Source organism: Algoriphagus antarcticus, from assembly GCF_002150685.1.
Lineage (GTDB): Bacteria > Bacteroidota > Bacteroidia > Cytophagales > Cyclobacteriaceae > Algoriphagus > Algoriphagus antarcticus.
The window spans coordinates 16,565-38,610 of the sequence record NZ_MSSW01000075.1 but is presented as its reverse complement, the minus strand read 5'-3'; the positions used below and the strand labels follow the sequence as shown (position 1 = coordinate 38,610).

Annotated in this window: 17 protein-coding genes; 4 read left to right on the top strand and 13 right to left on the bottom strand. The window is 41.1% G+C overall.

What is annotated here, in order from left to right; translation table 11 throughout:
- Window positions 1–552: 552 nt before the first annotated feature.
- From BVH04_RS21400 to BVH04_RS21390, 3 genes are all read right to left on the bottom strand, one after another.
- Window positions 553–1,005, bottom strand: coding sequence for an RES family NAD+ phosphorylase (locus BVH04_RS21400; protein ID WP_086543498.1), 453 nt, complete (start codon window positions 1,003–1,005; stop codon window positions 553–555).
- A gap of 3 nt (window positions 1,006–1,008) precedes the next feature.
- The gene (gene parS / locus BVH04_RS21395; RefSeq protein WP_086543497.1) at window positions 1,009–1,455 is read right to left on the bottom strand and encodes a type II RES/Xre toxin-antitoxin system antitoxin; all 447 of its coding nucleotides are present in this window, start codon (window positions 1,453–1,455) and stop codon (window positions 1,009–1,011) included.
- Window positions 1,456–1,635: 180 nt separating this feature from the next.
- The gene (locus BVH04_RS21390) at window positions 1,636–1,869 is read right to left on the bottom strand and encodes a DUF2442 domain-containing protein (RefSeq protein ID WP_086543496.1); all 234 of its coding nucleotides are present in this window, start codon (window positions 1,867–1,869) and stop codon (window positions 1,636–1,638) included.
- Window positions 1,870–2,312: 443 nt separating this feature from the next.
- On the opposite strand from BVH04_RS21390, the gene BVH04_RS21385 reads away from it, so the two are divergent.
- Together BVH04_RS21385 and BVH04_RS21380 are read left to right on the top strand one after the other, a co-directional pair.
- Entirely contained in the window at window positions 2,313–3,188 is an 876-nt protein-coding gene (locus BVH04_RS21385; protein WP_086543495.1) for a carbon-nitrogen hydrolase, read from the top strand.
- A gap of 6 nt (window positions 3,189–3,194) precedes the next feature.
- A complete protein-coding gene (locus BVH04_RS21380) occupies window positions 3,195–4,271 on the top strand; it encodes an agmatine deiminase family protein (RefSeq protein WP_086543494.1) in 1,077 nt (358 codons plus the stop codon).
- A 68-nt stretch (window positions 4,272–4,339) separates the two neighbouring features.
- On the opposite strand, the gene BVH04_RS21375 is transcribed toward BVH04_RS21380, so the two are convergent.
- The 9 genes from BVH04_RS21375 to ald form a co-directional block, all read right to left on the bottom strand.
- The gene (locus BVH04_RS21375; protein WP_086543493.1) at window positions 4,340–4,738 is read right to left on the bottom strand and encodes a response regulator; all 399 of its coding nucleotides are present in this window, start codon (window positions 4,736–4,738) and stop codon (window positions 4,340–4,342) included.
- A gap of 6 nt (window positions 4,739–4,744) precedes the next feature.
- A complete protein-coding gene (locus BVH04_RS21370) occupies window positions 4,745–8,173 on the bottom strand; it encodes a chemotaxis protein CheB (RefSeq protein WP_086543492.1) in 3,429 nt (1,142 codons plus the stop codon).
- A 584-nt stretch (window positions 8,174–8,757) separates the two neighbouring features.
- Window positions 8,758–9,447: an ABC transporter ATP-binding protein gene (locus BVH04_RS21365; protein WP_086543491.1), complete on the bottom strand. Its 690-nt coding sequence runs from the start codon at window positions 9,445–9,447 to the stop codon at window positions 8,758–8,760.
- Entirely contained in the window at window positions 9,444–10,700 is a 1,257-nt protein-coding gene (locus tag BVH04_RS21360) for an ABC transporter permease (RefSeq protein ID WP_086543490.1), read from the bottom strand. Before BVH04_RS21360 ends, BVH04_RS21365 begins: the two co-directional genes overlap by 4 nt.
- Window positions 10,697–11,812 (bottom strand): efflux RND transporter periplasmic adaptor subunit, encoded by a 1,116-nt coding sequence (locus BVH04_RS21355; protein WP_240511010.1) that lies wholly within the window; start codon window positions 11,810–11,812, stop codon window positions 10,697–10,699. Before BVH04_RS21355 ends, BVH04_RS21360 begins: the two co-directional genes overlap by 4 nt.
- Before the next feature lie 454 nt (window positions 11,813–12,266).
- Window positions 12,267–13,508, bottom strand: a complete 1,242-nt coding sequence (locus BVH04_RS21345; RefSeq protein WP_086543489.1) for a glutamate-5-semialdehyde dehydrogenase — start codon at window positions 13,506–13,508, stop codon at window positions 12,267–12,269.
- Window positions 13,501–14,583 carry a glutamate 5-kinase gene (gene proB / locus BVH04_RS21340; RefSeq protein WP_086543505.1) on the bottom strand — a complete coding sequence of 361 codons (1,083 nt, stop codon included), beginning with the start codon at window positions 14,581–14,583 and terminating at the stop codon, window positions 13,501–13,503. Before proB ends, BVH04_RS21345 begins: the two co-directional genes overlap by 8 nt.
- Before the next feature lie 168 nt (window positions 14,584–14,751).
- Entirely contained in the window at window positions 14,752–15,624 is an 873-nt protein-coding gene (locus BVH04_RS21335) for a geranylgeranylglycerol-phosphate geranylgeranyltransferase (RefSeq protein WP_086543488.1), read from the bottom strand.
- A gap of 412 nt (window positions 15,625–16,036) precedes the next feature.
- Entirely contained in the window at window positions 16,037–17,155 is a 1,119-nt protein-coding gene (gene ald / locus BVH04_RS21330; RefSeq protein ID WP_086543487.1) for an alanine dehydrogenase, read from the bottom strand.
- A gap of 434 nt (window positions 17,156–17,589) precedes the next feature.
- Here ald and BVH04_RS21325 point away from each other — a divergent pair, with 434 nt between their 5' ends.
- A complete protein-coding gene (locus BVH04_RS21325) occupies window positions 17,590–20,004 on the top strand; it encodes an alpha-ketoacid dehydrogenase subunit alpha/beta (RefSeq protein WP_086543486.1) in 2,415 nt (804 codons plus the stop codon).
- Window positions 20,005–20,271: 267 nt separating this feature from the next.
- Here BVH04_RS21325 and BVH04_RS21320 read toward each other — a convergent pair whose 3' ends face one another.
- Window positions 20,272–20,943, bottom strand: coding sequence for a hypothetical protein (locus tag BVH04_RS21320; protein WP_086543485.1), 672 nt, complete (start codon window positions 20,941–20,943; stop codon window positions 20,272–20,274).
- Between the two features lie 67 nt (window positions 20,944–21,010).
- On the opposite strand from BVH04_RS21320, the gene BVH04_RS21315 reads away from it, so the two are divergent.
- A complete protein-coding gene (locus BVH04_RS21315) occupies window positions 21,011–22,006 on the top strand; it encodes a long-chain-fatty-acid--protein ligase (protein ID WP_086543484.1) in 996 nt (331 codons plus the stop codon).
- The last annotated feature ends 40 nt before the right edge of the window (window positions 22,007–22,046 follow it).

Below are 22,046 nucleotides of genomic sequence, written 5' to 3'. Positions count from 1 at the left end.
ATTTATTCTTCAATTTTTTTGCTTTGAAAACCTGAGATTCTGGGATTGGTGAGTCAAGAGGTATTGTTGTTTACGAATCAAAAACGAATCTAGTGTGGCAAATAAAACTGTAAGACGAATAGACATTTATTTCTTAAAAAAATCAAGACACCAACTAACTTACCAGCGAGTCTTCATCCAAGCTTTCCCAATGAATTCCTTCTCCACCGCCGATTAGTCTCCAGTTATCAGATCTTCAGTGGATGCCTCTCGCAAACTGGAACACCTTTCGAGGGGAGTGCTTGCCTCTCTGCCATCATCCAAAAAAATGATCATTTCCCTAGCCTTGAAAGAGACATAGAACGCAAGATTGGATTTGAGTTTGGGTAATATCATTATCCACTACTTTGCAAGTAGGCAGAAGAAGCAAGAATATAAATGGCGCTTACTTGATAATTGGGCGTTTCCGTCTTCCGTCTTCGGCCCCAATAAGCAAATAAAATAAGGCTATTGGCATCATACCGGATACCCATATTAGTTGACCTATTCCTAAAAGTAATTATTTCATTTTACTTACCTGATTAGCCTCTTGTCAAAATGAAAGCCTACTTGTTCAATCACTTTGACGGCGTGGTATTCTGGGTGTCGGCAATTCAGAATATAATTCCTTGAACTGTGAATGACACTGCTCGGCACTTTCAGTGCTATAGATTTATTGGAGGCTATCCATTCTTCTGCTATTTCTGCTAAAATCGACGGTGCAGGGTAGTTAGTCCAGTTATCGGGCAAATCTTTTATTTCAATTTCAAAAATTGAATCATCGGGAATGGCTATGGTCAAAAGATCCAAAGCTGGAACTATGGCTGGAGGAGTATGTACGATGAGTTCGAGGAGGGCTATTTCTTTGCTTTCACCTGTGTAGAGCACGGGCGAACCTTTTCTATTCCAGCGACCACCAAACATCGCTGCTCCAGATCCATAAATATCACTGGCATATTTTTTACCGGCAATTCTATAAACCTTCATGAGTTAACTATAAACGCCATGCTCGATTCTGCCTAAAACGTCTCTGACTTTGGATATTCCACCCGGGATTTCAATCAATTCTTGAGGTTCAATATCTCCCAAAGAAGTATTTGGAAGATGAAGCCATTTGAAAAAGTTTTCTTTACTCTCGAAAACCTCGATTCCATATAAGAACAAGTCCGCAGCCTCTAGCAATTGGACTGAACTGTTCCTTTTTAAATCCTGCCTGGATTTCTGTAATCGATAGAGTGTCGGCTCTGATAAGTTGAGCAAAGCCGCTGTGAACTTTTGGGAAAGATCGAAATAGACCTTGAAGTGTACAATTGCATTAGAATTTAAACCTTTGTTTGCAATGGTTATGAAATCGTAAGGGCTGTCAACTCTATCCTTCAAATTCTCTTTGCCCAAAACGGTATTCAATTTTTGATATCTGTCGATCGTCTTTTCCATTTTCGTTCATTTGATAATATTATTTATCATTTGAACGAATATAAAGATTTTAAGTTAGAAACTTGAAATTGAGTAGCTGAAAATCCCCTGAATTATTTGCTCCCTTCCTACAGGTATTCCGAACCCGCCCTTCCAAATTTCCTCAATTTGACATTGTTGAAAGGGGTTTTACCAAAAAAATCAAGACACCAACTCACTTACCAGCAAGTCTTCATCCAAGCTTTCCCAATGAATTCCTTCGCCGCCGCCGATTAGCCTCCAATTATTCAAATCTTCAGTGGATGCCTCTCGCAAACTGGAAAACCATTCGAGTGGAATCGATACTTCTCTGCCATCTTCCAAAAAAATAATCATTTTTTCCATCGTGAAACAGACATCTACAGCAAGATTGGATTTGAGTTTAGGTAATATCATTATCCACTAGTTTGCAAGTAGGCAGAAGAGGCAAGAATATAAATGGCGCTTACTTGATAATTGGGCGTTTCCGTCTTCCGTCTTCGGTCCCAATAAGCAAATAAAATAAGGCTATTGTCATCATTCAAGATACCCATATTAGTTGACCTGTCTTGGCAAATGGTCATTGCTGTAAAAGAAAAACCTAAAGCCGTTACTAGTTAAGGTGGTAGGCATTGCAATGTTCTTGTAGATTTCATTCCCACAACTAAATACAATATATAATCCTAATTTATCCCACCAACCAAAAATCTACCCTATCATCACTGAATCTTTTCCTTCCTCCTTCAGTTATAGCGATCCTTGTCATTCAAATTTACCTCAATGTGAATTTGAGGAACTCCATTTGGGAATGGCAAAAGGCAAAAGTATCTTTGTAAACGATTCATATAAACCGAACTATTTTGGCAAATAAAACTGTAAAAGTGGGCTTAGTCCAGTTGAGTTGCTCTCCGGATGTGGCCGAAAACATGACCAAAACTATCGCCGGTGTGCGTGAAGCTGCGGCTAAAGGCGCCCAAGTGGTAGTACTTCAGGAGCTTTTTCGCTCCCTGTATTTTTGTGATGTGGAAGACTACGAAAACTTCAAACTGGCCGAGGCTATTCCCGGTCCGTCCACAGGTACTCTTGGCGAGCTTGCAAAAGAACTTGGAGTGGTGATCGTTGCGTCACTTTTTGAGAAAAGAGCCGAAGGATTGTATCATAATACGACGGCTGTTTTGGATGCGGATGGCACCTACCTCGGCAAATACCGAAAAATGCATATTCCGGATGATCCTGGATATTTTGAGAAGTTTTACTTCACTCCTGGAGATCTGGGTTATAAAGTTTTCCCAACCAGATTCGGAAATATCGGCGTATTGATCTGCTGGGATCAGTGGTATCCGGAAGCAGCGAGAATTACGGCTTTGAAAGGAGCGGATTTTTTGGTGTATCCTACGGCAATTGGCTGGCATAAGGATCAGGATGGCCTGACTAATGATGAGCAATACGGGGCTTGGCAGACGATTCAGCGTTCACATTCGGTTGCGAATGGGATTCCAGTTGTTTCGGTCAACCGTTGTGGCATCGAAGGGGATATGAAATTCTGGGGAGGATCATTTGTATCCAATCCATTTGGAAGAGTGATCTTCCAAGCTTCTCATGAGGAAGAGCAAATCCATGTCGAAGAACTTGACTTTGCAAAATCTGATCAATACCGTACGCACTGGCCTTTCTTGAGAGATCGTCGTATTGATTCCTATCAGCCGATTACTAAGCGATTTCTGGACGAAGAATAAACATTGATGAAAGATATATTTGAATTTGCAAAATTGGGTGATAAAACGCCGGCTGAATTAGGCTACTATTTTCCGGCTGAATTTGCTCCTCATACGGCTACATGGCTGAGTTGGCCACATAAGGAAGGCTCATGGCCAGGGAAACTTGAGACTATATTTGCACCCTATTCGGAGTTCATCAAATACGTGGCTCTTGGCGAAATCGTCAATATCAACGTGGCTGATGAGGCTATGAAAGCTTTTGCTTTGTTACATTTAGAAGAAGCAGGTGTGAATTTGGCAAATATCCGTTTCCATTTTTTCCCGACTAATGATGCATGGTGTAGAGATCATGGGCCTGCATTTTTGATCAATCCTGATGCGGATGTAAAAAAGGTATTGGTGAAATGGAATTATAATGCTTGGGGAGAAAAATATCCGCCTCATGATCTAGATAATCAAATTCCTATCAAAATCGCCGAGGAATTGGGAATTCCATGTTTCAAGCCTAATATAGTCATGGAAGGAGGTGCTGTGGAGTTTAATGGAAAAGGAACACTACTGACTTCTGAGGCTTGTTTGCTCAATGAAAATAGAAACCCGCACCTTAGACGAGATCAAATCGAAAGATATTTGCAGGATTATTACGGTGTGAATCAGATTCTTTGGGTAGGAGATGGGATCGTTGGAGATGATACCGACGGACACATCGATGATATTACACGATTTGTAAGTGAGGATACAGTGCTTACTGCTGTGGAGGAAAATATAGCAGATGAGAATTATAAACTCCTTCAGGGTAACTTAGACCGTTTGCATAAAATGAGACTAACTGACGGCAAGCAACTCAATGTGGTGGAATTGCCGATGCCGTCACCTGTGATCTGGGATGACCAGCGACTTCCCGCATCCTATGCTAATTTCTACATTGCTAATCATGCGGTGGTAGTTCCTACTTTCCGTGATGACAAGGATCAAAAGGCGTTGGATATTATTTCACATTGCTTTCCAGATAGGAAAGTGGTAGGAGTAGATTCCACTGATATTATTTGGGGCTTGGGGAGTTTTCACTGTCTGAGTCAGCAGGAACCGGCGGTGCAGTAGGAAGTCTTCAGTGGGCAGTGGGCAATATGACTGCCAACTGCCCACTGGGTAATGCCCCATGCCCACTCTTACTGTCCTCCGATTACTTTAAGGATTTGCCCGGGTAGTTTTTTCATATCCGTGGGCTTATTGAGATAGCTTAATGCTCCGAGTTTGTGGAATTCATTGATGCTTTCCTCGGAAAAAGAAGTGGAATACATAATGACAGGAATATGTTTGAGTTTCTTATCGCTTTTTAATTGCTTCAAACATTCGCGTCCATCCATGCGGGGCATGTTTATATCAAGGAAAATAAAATCTGGTAATTGTGTTACTTTTCTTAATTGCTCAAACGCTTCCTGAGGACCATCTGCCTCTATACACTCTACAGAACTAAGCATTTTCGTTAACGCATCTTTGAAGAAGAACCTGTCATCTGCATCATCGTCAATAATCATAAAATTTTTTCTCTCTATTGTCTGTGGCATGGTTCTTTAGTGCGACTGTTTAAAAGGAAGTATCACATGGAACGTTGCACCTTTATTTTCTTTTCCATCTGCAAACGTTACTCCATGGTGATTTTCAGTGATTTTTTTTGTAAGTGCCAGGCCAATGCCTGTGCCGATAAAAGTGTCTCTGTTGTGCAGACGCTGGAATATGGTAAATATTTTTTCTGAATATTTTTGTTCAAAGCCGATACCGTTGTCTGTGAAAATAATTTCAACATAAGATACGGACGGATTAAAGGTGGGATATTTTTTCATTTGTTTTTCAGAAAGTGTGCGCGATGTGATGGTGATCACTGGTGGCACATCTTCCCTTGAAAATTTAAGTGCGTTGCTGATGAGGTTGTAAAAAAGCTGATTCATCTGCAAAGGGATTGCTTCAATGGCAGGGAGTTCATCAAATTTTATTTGGGCTTTCTTTTCGTCAACGAGTAATTCAAAATCGTTTAAAATATTTTTCAGTGTTTCATTCAAATCGGTTTTCACAAATAATTTTTCGTGCTCAAGCAAGCGTGAATAATTGAGCAGGTCTTTAATAAGTATCTTCATGCGGCTGGATGCGCCTTCAATTTTATTGAGATACATTTTTGCTTCTGTGTTCAATTCATCCTTGTAATCGTCCTGTAACCGCATTGAAAAGGTTAAAATTTTTCGCAATGGCTCTTGTAAATCGTGGCTGGCTACGTGGGCAAACTGGTCTAACTGCGTGTTGGTCTGCTTTAGTTCTTCGTTTGATTCTTTCAAAGCAGCAGTTCTTTCTTTTACTTTCTTTTCTAATTCTTCGGCGAACGTTTTTAGTTTTTGTTCTGCCAGTTTTCTTTCGGTAACATCTTCAATAGCTAGCAATATTAATTGCTCTGCCTTTTTTTCGTTTTTAATCTGCTGTGCGTTCATCAGCAAGGTGCGCTCACCCAGTTCAGGAAGGTTAAGAACGATTTCAAAGTTATCTATACGGTCTTTTTGAGAAACAACTTTTACGAGTAACGATCGAAGTTTAAAATCATCAAACTGACGATGCTGAATTTCATAAAACCATTTTTTTTCTGTTTCCTTTTCATCCACATTAAATTTTTTGTAAAAAGCAGCATTGGCTGTTTTTATACAAAGGTCTTTATCAAGAACAATGAGCGGATGGCGAATGGTGCTAACGATGCTGTCGGAATAAATACGGGCTACACTAAGTTGTTCCTGCTTGTCAAACAACTCCTGATTCACGATGATCAGTTCTTCGTTGGTTGACTGCAGTTCCTCTTTGGAGGTTTCTAATTCTTCGTTCAAACTTTGCATCTCCTCATTACTGCTCTGCAATTCTTCGTTGGCACTTTGAAGTTCTTCATTAGCCGCTTCCATGTCTTCGGTGATGGAGCGCATATCTTCACGATTGAGCGCCAGTTCTTTCTCTAATTGCTCGTTTCGCTTTTCCGCTTCGCCTGCTTGTGTTTTTCCTGATGAAGCTGATTTTTCGTCCTTGGCTTTCGGAACTATCATTTTCTCAAAGCGAATTAAATAATGCCGTTCAAATGTATCGGTAAGCGGAATAATCTCTATAGTGACCAAAGTTTGTTTCCCATGCCCATCCTGATCGCTATCGGAATCATTCATGGTAGCGTTTAGTTTTAAAGGAATATTTTCTTTTATAACTGCTACCTGTTCCTTGGTGGCTTTATGAATGGCGTTTCGCAATTCAAACCCCAAACCATCGCGTGCCATACTCAAAAGATTGTGAGTAGGTTTGCCCTGCGGTGACTGAAGAAAAGGAGTGAGATCTCCGTGAATGTGCACGATGTCCATTTGTTCATTCACAACAACACTCGCAGGTGATTTGGCAATCATTATTGCCTCTGCACTTTTTTTGAAATCGGTTTGCGTAGCTTCATGCTTAACCACGGTTTTAACTTTCGTTTTCAATGATTCTTGTTTTTGTTCGGTGGCAATACTCCTGAACTTGCCCGTAACTTGTTTGCGAGAATAAATTTTTTCATTCTTAGCCGCTTGTAAAAACAAATCGGAAGATGCGCCAATGGATTCGGATTTACCGAGGAGTAGAAATCCGTTTTCTTTCAATGCGTAATGAAACGTGGCGAATGCTTTCTGCTGCAAAAAAGTGTCCATGTAGATAAGCACATTGCGGCAACTGATTAAATCCATTTTTGCAAATGGAGGGTCTTTTAAAAAATTATGATGGGCAATCACGCACATATCACGAATGAGTTTGCTCACTTCATATCCGCCATTGTTTTTTGTAAAATAATTTACGAGTTGCGATGCAGAAAGCCCTTCCACATCGGCGTTTGTGTAAACTCCTGCCCGTGCTTTCTTAATTGCTTTCTCGGAAATATCGGAAGCGAAGATCTGAATTTTTGTTCGTTCCCGATAGCTATCGGGATTCGCTCCCAAAAATTCCTGCAGGCAGATGGCAATTGAATATAGTTCTTCGCCTGTGGAGCAACCGGCAATCCATATACGAATCGAATCATCCGGCTTTTTATTTTTCAGGATGGAAGCAAACACTGTTTCAGTTAAGGAGTCAAAAGTTTTCGGATCGCGGAAAAAAGACGTGACAGGAATGAGCATATCCTGAAAAAGCGCTTCCTGCTCATCTTTATCGATACGCAAAAATTTCAAATAGTTGGTGAGATTTTTCTTTTTCACAATCGCAATCCGCCGCGCGATGCGCCTGCGTAAAGTCGGATCCTTATAGTGGGTGAAATCAACGTCGCTATGCTGGCGAAGCAGCGAAAGAATTTGTCTGAAAACATCTCCTTCGTCCTTGCTCGGTGGTTTTTCTTCGGTAAAAACATGACTTGTTTTGTAAGCGCTGTTTATTTGCAAAAGCTGCTCGGGAATTTTTTCAGGCGCTAAAATAAAATCAACCACTCCTGCATTGATGGCACTTTCCGGCATACCAAAATACCCCGCCGATTCCATGTCCTGCGCAATGCTAATGCCTCCATATTCCTTGATAGCTTTCAAGCCTTTTGTTCCATCTTTACCTGTGCCTGATAATATCACACCCACTGCAAACTCTTTATGCACTTCGGCCAGTGTTGTGAAGAAAATATCAATGGAAAGATTCAGAATATTTTTATCGCGAGGGGCGAGTTGTAGCACACCATCGGTTGACGTTAAAATTTTGTTTTCAGGTATAATGTAGATATGGTTGGGTGCAAGATGAATGTCGTCAGTAATTTCATGTACGGGAATGTTTGTGACCCGTTGTAAGATCTCCGGTAACATACTTTCATGCGAAGGGTCAAGATGCTGGACTAAGACATAGGCCATTCCTGAACTTTCGGGTATCGCTGTGAGCAATCTCCTAAATGCATCAAGCCCTCCTGCACTAGCCCCAATACCTACGATGGGAAAGTTCTGCTCCGTGGCAGGCGGTTGGGTCTTATTTTTTTTTAGTGTAGCCATAGATGCCAAGAAAAATTATTGAGGATGAATGTTTTTCATTGCCTTTTCCATTTCTGCAATTATAAGTTGGGGAATTTACTTAATATCTATTGGCTTATTTAGAGATTAGGTTGCGTCAAGTTCGCCGGAGTAAGCAATATTCTTTATGATAGTTGGATGTGGAGTAAATAATCAAAGGAGTATTATTCAGTTACTCATCCTCTTTATTCTGTAATTGAAGGGGCATAAAGGTGTAAAAAAATAACAATCTATTTATCATTATTCCAGATTTTTGAATAACCGCATTTCTGCCAGTAAGACAAAAAGCATTATAACTACTAGCATCATTCTGAATAACGGATCATAAATAGACTGAATTTTAGGCGATTTGATATCCGTTAGCTCACGAAGTCAACTTTATCAAGTAGAGGGAATTGCGGATAATCATATGGCTTCAAATTCTGTCTAACGTAAAATAAACTTCCAAGGAATAGAAAGCGAATTATAAAGGCAATTGATGGGAGCTATCTTTCGATACTTTTAATTTATTGTAAGGTCTTTAACTCACCTAGTTTTATGCTGAAGTAAATGGAGCTGCATACTTTTCACTGTCGGATCACCCGTCCATCTTCCATCTCAATAATTCGATCTGTGCCTTCAGCGAACTCAGGGTCGTGGGTGACGATAAGAATGGTTTGGTGGAATTCTGTGGCCAATTCTTTAAAAATATTAAACACGATATCTGCGTTTTTCTTATCCAAATTTCCGGTAGGTTCATCGCCCATTATCAGAACAGGATCATTGATAAGCGCTCTGGCAATAGCTACGCGTTGTTTTTGTCCGCCGGAAAGCTGATTCGCTTTTTTTAAGGCATGCTCCTGCATATCGAAGATTTTCAGCTTCTCCAAGGCTCGATGCTCCAGTTCCTCTCTGGAAAACTTACCAAGTTTCAGGCCGGGAATCAATACATTTTCCAGAACTGAAAACTCATTCAGCAAGTAGTGAAACTGAAAGACGAAACCGATTTTTTCGTTTCGAAGCCTTGAAAGGTAATTGGACGATTGCCCACTGATTACTTGCTCGTCGATGAGCAGTTCGCCTTGGTAATCGGTATCCATGGTAGATAATATGTAAAGAAGCGTGGATTTGCCACAACCGCTTTTACCCACCACGGATACGAATTCTCCTTTATTGATGGTGAAGCTCACCTTTTTCAATACTTGAGTTTCGATAGGGTTATAGAAAAACTTATCAATGTTTTTCGCTTGCAAAACCGGCAGATTCGTTTTCGTCATTTCCCTCTGATTATATCCACCGGATCGACGCTGCTTGCTTTTCTTGCCGGGAAAAACCCTGCCAGATAAGTAGTCACTAAGCTGAAAATACCTCCAGTAAGGTAGTATTTGATATTGAAGTCGACCGGGTAAGTCTTGACAGTGGGCAAGGCCTCGGTTTCAAAGGGGATTCGCTCAATTCCTAAACAGGCTAGGTAGCCCATTAGAAGGCCGAATGCTCCTCCAATTATCCCGATCGAAAGCGCAATGGTGATGAAAATTCGCTTGACATCTGAACTGTTAAATCCAATGGCTTTTAAGATTGCGATGGTGTCCAGCTTTTCATAGATCATCATATTCAGAATATTATAAATCCCGAAACCAGAGACAACTAGTAGGGTAATTCCCACAGCATAGCTGATCAAAGTTCGGATGCTGGAACCGGTTTCAAATTGGGCATTGACTGTCTGAATATCATCTGCTTCAATCTCAAAAATGTCTCGATATTCTCGCGCAAAGGCAGGAGCCTGATTGAAGTCGTGGAGCTTTACTTGAATATCCGTAAGGTAGGAGGATGGTTCGCCCATCATTTTCTGCACGGTATTGATCGAGGCGAAACTATTTGTATTATCAAATTCCGCCAATCCGGATTGATAATATCCAACTACCTTTAGTTGGGCTTTATTGCCTTTAGCAGTCGTCACCTGAATGACGTCACCGATATCTGCCAGCATCCGATCAGCTGCCCCTTTACCTAAAATTATACTGTTCGTTTGGAGCAAATCGGCTGGATTGCCTACAGTGACGTAATCTTGAAACGCGAATAATTCGGTTTCCTTTTCAGGATCTATTCCATTGACCACACCTGTGAGATCGATGTTTCCGACATTGTAAAATACCTGAGAGGCTATTTTGGCGCTCACTCCTTTGACCCGGGAATCTTGAGTGAGTGTTTCCAAGATGGGGTCGGAATTATAGATCGCCAATCTTGAATTGCTGGGTTTGATAGATCGAATAACATTGATTCCAGTTCCAAATTCATCTGAGATATCTAATGGTTGGTTTGGATTGGGTTTGATCTGATTGTAAAATCTGATATGAGGTGTGCGATTGATTACCAATCCGTCTAAAAGGGTATTTAGTCCATTCATAAATCCCAATAGGGATATAAACATCGTGATACTAAATGTGACCCCAATAGCTGCAACAATGGTTTGTTTGCCGCGGGCAAACATTAAGGCTCTGGCGAGTTCTAAAATCAGCGACCACTTCATGAGCCTGGTTTGATGATTTTGGTGGAGGAAGTTATTCCCTCAAGAATTTGAGCGGATTGATAGTTTCGAATCCCAACTTTAACAGGAATAGTGTCCCCAGCCTCATTTAAGACGAATTGATCATTGATTAGATAAGCTCTTGGGATGATCAGGGTTTTTATCTGTATTTCCAAAATGATATTGGCCTCCAGAGTTAGGTTGGGATAGAGTCGGGGAGGAGCTTTGGTGAACTCGGCCTCAATCGTAAAGCTTTTGGTATCGGAATCCATGATCGGATAGATCTTGGTGACTTTTGCTTCGAAGGTTTCTCCTTTGTAGCTATCCATAGACACGATGATGGGTTGATCTATTTTTATTTTGGAGATATCGTATTCATCGACTTTCAATTCCAAGAGGAATCCTCCAGTACTTCCTAAAACTGCCAAAGGAACCTGCGGAGTGACCATTTCGCCTTTTTCCATGAGCAAAGCGTAAAGCGTCCCTTTGATCTTGCTTTTCAGAACAAATTCGCTCTCCAAGACTCGGCTAATTGCAAGATTTTTAGAAGCATTTTTCTCGTTGAATTCGATCTCTTTTTTGAGGTCTTCATAGCGAAATTCAGCGTTTTCAAAGGCCGTCTTAGAATTCTCGTAAGCCAGCTCTTTTTGCTCTAATTGCACCTCAGTTCCTATATTTTGCTTCCAAAGATGTCTTTGTCGCTCGTACAGCAAAGAATCGTTGCTCATTTTGCTTTTGGCCAGATCGATAGTGAGCTGTAGATCTCTAAGTTTACTTTGGTTGGTTTTTAGGTCTGCGTAATTACGAGCAATTTCCGCGCTTTCTCTGCTCAGTTTTTCCCGTTCGGAATAAACAGCCAAAATTGGAGTCCCGATTTCCACGCTGTCTCCTTCAGATACAAAGATCTCTTGAATTGCTCCGGAAGCGTTTGTGAAAGCTTCGTATTGATCCACGGCCAATATTTGTCCGGAGGCATAGACTGATTCCGTAATTCCGCCTAATTCGGGAAAGATTGCATTTTCATCCTCACTACTACATGAAAAAATCAATAAAAATCCAAACAACATTCCGCCGTAGCCTATGAGAATACGATGAAGTTCTGGTTTATTTTTCATGGTTAAGTTTTCACCAAATTAACCAATTCATTTTATAGGACAATTTTCATAATACGAATATCGAAGTAGATCCCTGCGACTCCCTGCCCAGCGGAAGACGGGCCTGCCTGGGAACTGACGGACGCTTAATGCCACTTCCCAATTTACTGCTTACCACTTACCACTTACAACTACTCACCAATTACAATTACTCGCCACCTACCACTTACTACTCACCACTTACAACTTACTACTCATCACTTACTACTACTCACCACCTACCACCTACCACTCACCACTCACCACTCACTACTCACCACTTACCACTCACCACTTACAACTACTCACCACTTACAACTACTCACCACTTACAACTTACAACCACTCACCACTTACTACTTACTACTTACCACTTACTACTTACCACTTACTTCTCACCAATCACCACTCACCACTCACTACTCACCACTCACTATCATTTCCTCACTTGTCCGTTTCCTCTGACGATCCACTTATAGCTACAAAGTTCTTTCAAAGCCATTGGGCCACGAGCGTGAAGTTTTTGGGTACTGATGCCGATCTCGGCTCCAAGTCCAAACTGAGCACCATCGGTGAAAGCGGTAGAAACATTTGCGTAAACAGCCGCAGCATCCACTTCGAGGAGAAAACGATCGATGATTTCCTGATTTTCTGCTACTATAGCCTCAGAATGCTTGGAGGAATATTCCGCTATATGATCCAGTGCTTCGTCAAGATTGGCGACAGTCTTGATAGCTAATTTCAGTCCGAGGAATTCTGTTCCAAAATGAGACTCATCAGCTGGTGAAATCAAATCATTTGCAGTCAAAACCGCAAAGGCATTTTCATCTGCAAAAACCTGAACCTTGCTTTCTAACAAAGGTTGAATTAAATCATTTAGGACTGCTAAATGCGATTCATGAATCACCAAACAATCCAAGGAGTTACAGACGCTAGGCCGGCGTGTTTTGGCATTGAAGACAATCTCCTTCGCTTTTTCCAAATCCGCACTTTCATCCACATAAGTATGCACTATACCCGCACCAGTTTCTATCACAGGCACTTTTGCATTTTCTCTTACGAAATTGATGAGGCCCTGAGAGCCACGCGGAATAATCACATCCACAAAACCTACTGCTTCCAAAAGTGCTTTGGTTGCAGATCTATCTGCTGGCAAAAGTTGAAATGCTAAAGTTGGCAAATCATTAATTTCCAAGACTTGATGGATCAAACTCATGATGGCTTGATTAGAGTAATCGGCATCTGAACCGCCTTTCAGCACCAAGCCGTTCCCTGATTTTAGCGCCAAGGTGAACACATCAAACGTGACATTTGGCCGAGCTTCGTAGATGATCCCGATCACACCAAGAGGCACGGTGGTTTTCTCCAGAGAAAGACCGTTTTCCAGCATTTTGCTCTCCAGTATATGATGCAAAGGACTTGCTAGCGCACTAACCTGAATGATCTCTCCGGCTATATTTTGGATGCGCTCTTCTGTAAGCAGCAATCTATCATACATGGGATTTTTCTGATCCATACGATCCAGATCCTTTTGGTTTTCTTCCAGCAGAAAGTAGGTGTTTTCCACTGCCAAAATCGCCAGGTTATGCAAGACCTGATTGACTTTCTCATTACTGAGTCCAGTCAGTTTTCTTGCTCCTTTTTTTACTCCTTCAAAAATATGTTGGTACTCAGTCATGATCGAAAATATAGAGGTAATCGTAGTGTATTAATGCTTTTTGGTTCTTTTGGCCAATTCTTTCATTAGCTATTTTGGAGGAATACTCTGCACGTCCCAGTCCGATCTTATGGCCGGACTCGCCACGGATTAGAAGGATGTCACCTTTAGAAAACTCACCTTCCAGTTTGATAATTCCTACTGGTAAGAGACTTCGGATCACCTCGGCAGTCAGGGAGTTTTTCGCTCCTTCATTGATGGTCACTTCCCCGACGTAGTAGTGCTCGCCGTGAGCCAGCCACTTTTTTGCTCCGTGTTTAGGTTTTTGAGGTTCAAACCAGGTACATCGCAAGCTTTTGTCTTCAAATTCACCCAATACATTTTCCCGCTTACCGTTGGCAATGATCACTTGAATGCCCAGATCAGCAGATTTCTTTGCCATAGCATACTTCGTGAGCATGCCACCACGGCCGAAAGATGATTTCGATGCTGAGATATAATTGGATACTTCGGGCATGCTGGAAGATACCTTTTCTATGAGTTCCGAGCTGGGATCAGAGGGATTTCCAGTGAAAATTCCATCTACATTTGTCAACAGCATCATCGTGTCTGCATTGATCATAGCAGCGGTGAGACTTGCGAGTTCGTCATTATCGGTGAACATAAGCTCTGTGATAGTGACCGTGTCATTTTCATTGATGATTGGCAAAATACCCTGTGAAAGCAACGCTTGAACGCAGTTCTTCATATTCAGAAAGTGCTTTCTATCTCGGAAATCCTCCTTCGTTACCAAGATCTGTGCAACTGGCTGACTATGCTTTTCGAAGAAGTTTTGGTATTGATTGATCAGGCGAATTTGTCCGGTGGAAGCCCAGATTTGTTTTTTGAAGACAGGGTTGAGTTTCTCAGGAAGTGGAATGGCTTGTCGCCCAAAAGCTACTGCTCCCGAACTTACTAAGGCGACTTTCTTTCCGAGTGAAATCAACTCTTGGATCTGGGACACAAGCTTTTCCATGCGTTCCAAATCGGGAAGTCCGTTTTCCTGAGTCAGGACATTCGATCCGATCTTGATTACAAGTAATTTGCTGTCTAGCATGATTGAAAAATTTGCCTGAAAATAGAGGAAATGGTGTGGAATTGCTAAGAAAAGTGCCTGAAGTACGAATGAAGCTGGAACTTCATCATTCTTCAATCAGCGTTCTACATTTATTATTAAAAGAATAATGGTGAATATCGAATGCTGAATGTTGAATAATGAAATTTGTTACAGAAAGCTCATGCTCAATGTCCCCACCAGCATCAAGATCTTGGCAAGGGTACTTAATTTAGTGAAGTGGTCTTTGCGGTCAGCCAGATAAATCCGGTGCATGAAATACATGAAAAAGATCCCCATACCTGCAAAATAATAGAAGATTATCGGACGATTCAGTTTGAAGGTTACGATGAATATTGCACAAACAAATACTGCGGCAATCAGAAAAATAACCGCTTTCGTCCTACGAAAACCAAGAACAATCGGGAGTGTGCGACAACCGTGTTTTCTGTCTCCTTGCCGATCTTCTATGTCTTTGATGATTTCGCGAATGAGATTGAGAAAGAAAGCGAAAATGGCATAGGTCAATATTAGGAGTTCTGATTTTTGGAAATAGAAACCGATCAAATAGATGGAAACGCCAGTTAATAGTGCCACGGTGAAATTACCAATAAATGGCTTTCTTTTGAGCTGATTGCTGTACAGCCAGAGTAAAAAAGCTGCGACGAAATTTATTAAAGCGATACTCGGACTCACAAGGATTCCTAGTCCAACTGCAATGAAATTTAGGAATGTGTGCAGAAAAATGACCATACGTCGCTTAATTCCTTTGCCTACCACTACATTCCCCGGGCGATTAACATAGTCGATTTTGACATCGTAATAATCGTTGATCATGTAGCCAGCTGCTGTGATCAACAGAGTAGAAATGACTAGCAAATAGAGTTTATAGTCCTGAAGTACTGGCAAACCTGAATTGTTGGTTCCGACTAAAAAATAAGCTGTCATGAACTGTGCAAATCCCACCATCAGCAGATTGATCGGTCTGCTGATCCGAAAAAGTCCCCGGATCGAAATGATTCTGTCCACAGTCATGGTGTTCATACGTCAAAAATAGATTCAATTCCGTTCACATCTAGGGAAATAGCTAGGTATGTGGAAATTAAAGGGTGTGGGGAATGAATTTGCAAATCTTCTGTTCCGTTTCCTGCCTACCGGTTAAAGTCAGGCTTCAGATCTTTTGGAACTAGAGTGATTATTTTAATAACGAACTTTTTTAGGCTGGAATATTTTATTTGCGGCTTTCAGCCCTGTTAGCTGAATATTAAAGCACTTATTCCTGAACTGCCGCAAACCACTTTGGTGGGCAATTCTGTCGCCGGACAGCCCAGTCTATCGCCGGACAGACTTATCTCCCAAAGGGATGGCTTATCGATCTACTGTATCCATGGAGGTAAAAAATAATCCCTCCAGTTTTCACCAGAGGGATTTTTTCAAGTATCGAAATTGACGGAGATTAGTCAGCCAAGTATTTGATCACTGGAGTGTAATCCATATCAAAAGCTTCAGCCACAGCCTGATAAACAATGTCTCCATGGATAATATTGAGACCTGGTACCAATTCAGGATTGTCCTGAGCAGCTTTTTTCCATCCTTTTTCAGCCAATTGCATGGCATATGGAAGAGTTGCGTTTGTCAGCGCCAAAGTAGAAGTGTAAGGAACTGCACCTGGCATGTTAGCCACGCAGTAATGTACCACTTCATCGATGACGTATGTAGGATCCTGATGAGTAGTTGGCTTACAAGTTTCAATACATCCACCTTGATCTACTGCCACGTCCACCAGTACAGTACCTGGCAGCATTTCTTTTAGCATATCACGAGTGATCAAGTGAGGAGCTTTGGCTCCAGGGATCAATACCGCACCAATAATCAAGTCATGATTTTGAATCAATTTTCTGATGTTAAACTCATTAGACATCATTGTATTCACATTTGCAGGCATTACATCAGCCAAGTAGCGCAAACGTTGTAGATTGAGATCCATGATAGTGACGTCTGCTCCCAGTCCTGCAGCCATCCAAGCAGCTTGAGTTCCTACAACACCCGCTCCTAGAATCAACACTTTCGCAGGAAGAACACCTGGTACGCCTCCGAGGAGAATACCTCTTCCGCCAAGTGGTTTTTCCAAATAATTAGCGCCTTTCTGCACAGCCATTCTTCCGGCTACTTCAGACATAGGGATCAAAAGCGGAAGGCTTCTATCAGCTCTTTCTACGGTTTCGTAAGCAAGACATACAGACTTACTCGCTACCATTGCTTTAGTCAATGGCTCGTAAGAAGCAAAGTGAAAATACGTGAACAACAATTGACCTTCTTTGATCAAGGTATATTCAGCTTCGATAGGTTCTTTCACTTTCATTATCATCTCAGCAATTTCATATACCGCTTCGATAGTAGGGAGAATGGTAGCGCCAGCTTCAGTATATACATCGTCTAAAAAGCCACTTCCATCACCAGCGGTATGCTGGACATAAACTGTATGACCTCTTTTCACCAGTTCTTTAGCACCTGCCGGGGTAAGGGCTACACGGTTTTCGTTATTTTTGATTTCCTTTGGAACACCTATAATCATGACTTCTATATTTGGATATAAATAAATTCGCGCACAAATATAGGAAGCGTATAGCTATCAACTCGCACGATAAAGAATAGTATTTGGTATGCTTTGGAAAAAATCAAGATTTCAAAATTATGTTTCGATTATTGTTTTTAACATTCGAAATATTTTATAAATTTAATTTTTAGCATTGATAATTTTGAGTTGGTTTTTATGCTAAATGCTTAATTTATTACCATTAGATTTTTTGAATCTCGAGCATCCAATATTGGATATTGCCTGATATTCGAAATTTAATTCTGTTTTGATTAAATTATTACAATACTTTCAAAATTTTTGATTGAAAATTAATAATGCTGAAATTTGGATAGAAAATGGATTTGGCTATTTTTGAATGATTCAAAAAATCAGCAAAGTAAAACCCAAATAACTTTAGTAAATTAACTTTTATGTCAGAAGTTCAATCAGTACCTAAAAACCTGAATTCTCCGAACCTTTCTAAAGACGCCGTACTCGAAGATTTTCGAGTTGCGATGATTAGTAGGCATGCTTCATTGGTAGGCCGAAAAGAGGTTTTTATGGGGAAAGCGAAGTTCGGTATTTTTGGAGATGGTAAGGAGATTGCCCAAATAGCAATGGCGAGGGCTTTCCAACTTGGGGATTTTCGTTCAGGCTATTACCGGGATCAGACCTTTATGCTAGCTATCGGTGAATTGACAGTTCAGCAATATTTCTCCCAACTATACGCTTACACCAATGTAGAGGCGGAGCCCGCAAGTGCGGGTCGTCTGATGAATGGTCACTTCGCCACTCGATCTCTCAATGAGGACGGGAGCTGGAAGGACCTGACTAAGAAATTTAATTCAGCTGCGGATATTTCTCCCACAGCTGCTCAAATGCCTAAACTTCTTGGTTTGGCCTATGCTTCAAAGCTTTTTAGAGAAAATAAAGGTTTGAAGGATATGACCAAATTTTCTGTAAATGGAAATGAAGTCGCATGGGGAACAATCGGAAATGCATCTACCTCTGAAGGGATGTTTTTTGAAACTATCAATGCTGCCGGTGTAATGCAGGTTCCTATGGTGATTTCCATTTGGGATGATGGTTACGGTATTTCTGTACCAAATGAGTTTCATACCACAAAAGGCAGTATTTCTGAAGTCTTAGCTGGTTTTGAAAGAACAGATTCACAAAAAGGAATTGAAATAATCCGAGTGAATGGTTGGGATTATGAAGCTTTGTTAAACGCATATGTTGCAGCAGGTGACTTAGCCAGAACATCTCATGTACCAGTGATGATTCACGTGCTAGAGATGACGCAGCCTCAGGGTCATTCTACTTCTGGTTCGCATGAGCGATATAAAGATGCGAAGCGTCTTCAGTGGGAAAAAGACTGGGATTGTATTTCCAAATTCAGAGAATACATCCTCAGTAATAAGATAGCCAATGCAGATGCGTTGGATAAAATAGAAGCTGAAGCCAAAGCCCAGGTAAAGCAGGAGAAAGAGGCTGCTTGGTCTACGTTCTCCAATGAAATCAAAAAAGAGCTGAATGAAGTCGTGGCGCTACTTAAAGCCGCTGCTCAGCACAGCACGAGGAAAGTAATCATCAATCAACTGGCTGAGGAACTCTCAAAGACAATCAATCCAATAAGAAAGGATGTTGTAATAGCGGTGCGAAAAGCATTGCTGACATTAAGATTGGATTCTCCAGCTAGAAAGGCAGATTTGAAAGCCTGGTATGAGAAGCAGACGGATTTGAACTTTGACAGATATAACAGTCATCTCTATAGCGAATCAGAATGGAGCGTATTGAAAGTAGAGGAAGTTCCTGCCAAGTTCAATGAGAAGTCTCCACTTGTAGATGGAAGGGAGATTCTTCAGTCTTATTTTGATCTTACACTAGCGAAAGACCCTCGTTTCTTCACGTTCGGTGAGGATGTAGGTAAAATCGGTGATGTGAATCAAGCTTTTGCTGGCTTGCAAGCCAAGCATGGAGAGCTTAGAGTTTCTGATACGGGAATTAGAGAATGTACCATTATCGGTCAGGGAATCGGAACGGCGCTGAGAGGCTTACGGCCACTGGCAGAGATTCAGTATCTTGATTATTTGCTTTATGGCCTTCAGATGCTTTCAGATGATGTTGCCTGTCTCAACTACCGTACCAAAGGAGGTCAGAAAGCTCCCATGATTGTACGTACGCGTGGACATAGATTAGAAGGCGTTTGGCATTCAGGTTCTCCTATGGGAATGATACTTTCCTCTCTTCGTGGAATGGTAATTTGTGTGCCTAGAGATATGACACAGGCTGCGGGAATGTATAATGCATTATTGAAGTCTGATGAGCCGGCAATTGTCATCGAATGCTTGAATGGCTATAGATTGAAGGAGAAAATGCCTCTGAATCTAGGAGAATATACGGTTGCTCTGGGCAAGACAGAGGTTCTTAGAGAAGGCTCTGAAGTGACCATAGTGACGTATGGTTCGATGTGTAAAATCGTGATGGAAGCGGCTAATGAGCTTGCTGAAATAGGTATTGAAATAGAAGTGCTGGACGTTCAGACCTTACTGCCATTTGATGTTCATGGCACTATTGGAGAATCAATCAAGAAGACCAATCGTGTGATTTTTGCTGATGAAGATGTGCCTGGTGCGGGATCGGCATTTATGTTGCAGCAAGTGATTGAGCGTCAAGAAGTATTTAGATACCTTGATTCTGAGCCTCAGACCATCACTGCCAAAGCTCATAGACCAGCGTATTCTTCGGATGGAGATTACTTCTCTAAGCCAAGCGTAGAAGATGTAGTGGAGAAAGTCTATGCGATGATGAATGAGGTCGATCCAAAAAAATTTCCAGCGATATAAAAAGAATGTTGATTTACTTTCAAAAGAAAAAGCCCTAGTCAAAGGGCTTTTTCTCGTTTTTAGGTCTTCTGGTGAAAAGTATATTCTATTATTTGCAGGGATAGAAGTGAAGCGGGGGTTTATCTAAACTTTTCAAGCCTTATGTCATACATCTTTTTTAGCCACTAACGACACATTGAAAGCACGAAGATTTCAGTTTATATTTTCAACTGTCTGATTACTGAGTACAGATTACTGCAAACTGCCTAATGAAACTGCACTTTCCCATCATGGTCTTGTGATTTGTCTGAGTGTCACTTCAGGACTGGACACTTCATTGCTTCTATTTAAGGCTCTGTCTTGGATGGATACATCTACTCTGATGGTATCGGTCCGGAAAATTGATTCCCAGCCTGACGATAGCATTCCGTAGCTGATATTTCCTTCTACTGCCTGTCCTTCTTCAGTAGTCAAGATTCTAGGAAAACGTCCATTGAATGTAGTAAAGAATGGAGGGTCTTGCCATTTGAACTCAGTGAATTGGCCATTTCTCTTGATAAAGAACTTCACGAAAATATTAAACTGGTTAGGGTTTTGTTTAACCCAAATGGTGTCTTTAACAGTCTGATTATTTACAATTGGATCCACTAGCCAGTCTATTGGATTGTATGACGGTGCTTCAGGAGGTCTTTTGCTGTAGGTAATTAAAGCTCCAGCGGAATTTCGCTGGAAATCTAAATCCTGAAATGGCGGATCATCATCCGTAGCCGATAATCCCAGGTCTCCCTCAGCATCTTGAAAATCAAGTCCTAATATCAAAGAATCTGCTCCAGCAGTGGGCACATATTCTATTGATTCAAAGGTGATTTTAGGGACAGATGGGAAATTATCTGGGGGATTGATACACGCGGTGGCGAGGATCAGCAAAAAGAATATTCCTAAATAGCTTTTTAAACGCATAGGGCGAAAGTAAATTTACCACCAAATTAAACCAATACTTTGGTTGGTTGATGCAAAATATAAAACGATGCAGGATTTTAAAAGTTTTTCAAGTAGGCTAAGTAATTTGAAATCGAAAGATTTTGAGAGTCTCGCGCTACAACTTTTTCAATTCCAATCCCTGGCAAATCCAATTTACAGGCAATACCTGGACGCTCGCAAGGTAAATACGCAATCGGTGAAATCCTTGGATCAAATTCCTTTTTTACCCATTCGCTTTTTTAAAGACCATAAAATTGTATCTGGTAATGCCTCTGACTATGTCGACTTTTTCTCAAGTAGCGGTACTACGGGCATGATCACTAGCCGACATTATATTTGGTCAGAGCAATGGTACTTAAGTCATGCAAAACAGATATTTGAAAGTAATTTTGGAGAGCTGAGTAATTTCCATGTGCTGGCACTTTTGCCCGCATACCTAGAGAGAAAAGGTAGTAGTCTCGTGAGTATGGCAGACCATTTTATTCTTGAAAGTAACTCTGAGCATTCTGGCTTTTACCTGTACAATCAGGATGAACTGCTGGAGAAAATGGAAAAGCTGGCTGATGACAAGCGAACTGTTTTATTGCTGGGAGTCACTTTTGCTTTGTTGGATTTGGCAGAGTCAGGGCAAAATTTCAATTCTCCTTCCAACCTTATAGTCATGGAAACTGGTGGAATGAAGGGTAGGAGAAAAGAGATGATCCGGGAGGAAGTTCATGATATTCTGAAGCCATTTTTCGGCGTTGAAACTATTCATTCTGAATATGGAATGACCGAGCTGATGTCACAGTCTTATTCAATAGGTCAGGGGAAATATACACTACCGAATACTATGCGCGTTATGCTTAGGGATGTAAACGATCCGCTATCCATTTCACCGCGATCCCAAGGTGGAATCAATGTGATTGATCTGGCAAATTTTCATTCCTGTGCATTTATAGAAACTCAGGATTTGGGCAAGGTTGATGAAAATGGAATGCTGGAGGTACTGGGGAGATTTGACAATAGTGAAGTAAGAGGATGTAACCTCTTGGTTCAATAATTGCTATCTAATAATTAATTAAAGATATTTGAGCAGTACA

Coding starts and splice junctions, on each gene's coding strand:
- BVH04_RS21400 (WP_086543498.1), bottom strand. CDS start 1,005: ATGAAGGTTTATAGAATTGCCGGTAAAAAATATGCCAGTGATATTTAT.
- parS (WP_086543497.1), bottom strand. CDS start 1,455: ATGGAAAAGACGATCGACAGATATCAAAAATTGAATACCGTTTTGGGC.
- BVH04_RS21390 (WP_086543496.1), bottom strand. CDS start 1,869: ATGATATTACCTAAACTCAAATCCAATCTTGCTGTAGATGTCTGTTTC.
- BVH04_RS21380 (WP_086543494.1), top strand. CDS start 3,195: ATGAAAGATATATTTGAATTTGCAAAATTGGGTGATAAAACGCCGGCT.
- BVH04_RS21375 (WP_086543493.1), bottom strand. CDS start 4,738: ATGCCACAGACAATAGAGAGAAAAAATTTTATGATTATTGACGATGAT.
- BVH04_RS21370 (WP_086543492.1), bottom strand. CDS start 8,173: ATGGCTACACTAAAAAAAAATAAGACCCAACCGCCTGCCACGGAGCAG.
- BVH04_RS21365 (WP_086543491.1), bottom strand. CDS start 9,447: ATGACGAAAACGAATCTGCCGGTTTTGCAAGCGAAAAACATTGATAAG.
- BVH04_RS21360 (WP_086543490.1), bottom strand. CDS start 10,700: ATGAAGTGGTCGCTGATTTTAGAACTCGCCAGAGCCTTAATGTTTGCC.
- BVH04_RS21355 (WP_240511010.1), bottom strand. CDS start 11,812: ATGAAAAATAAACCAGAACTTCATCGTATTCTCATAGGCTACGGCGGA.
- BVH04_RS21345 (WP_086543489.1), bottom strand. CDS start 13,508: ATGACTGAGTACCAACATATTTTTGAAGGAGTAAAAAAAGGAGCAAGA.
- proB (WP_086543505.1), bottom strand. CDS start 14,583: ATGCTAGACAGCAAATTACTTGTAATCAAGATCGGATCGAATGTCCTG.
- BVH04_RS21335 (WP_086543488.1), bottom strand. CDS start 15,624: ATGAACACCATGACTGTGGACAGAATCATTTCGATCCGGGGACTTTTT.
- ald (WP_086543487.1), bottom strand. CDS start 17,155: ATGATTATAGGTGTTCCAAAGGAAATCAAAAATAACGAAAACCGTGTA.
- BVH04_RS21325 (WP_086543486.1), top strand. CDS start 17,590: ATGTCAGAAGTTCAATCAGTACCTAAAAACCTGAATTCTCCGAACCTT.
- BVH04_RS21320 (WP_086543485.1), bottom strand. CDS start 20,943: ATGCGTTTAAAAAGCTATTTAGGAATATTCTTTTTGCTGATCCTCGCC.
- BVH04_RS21315 (WP_086543484.1), top strand. CDS start 21,011: ATGCAGGATTTTAAAAGTTTTTCAAGTAGGCTAAGTAATTTGAAATCG.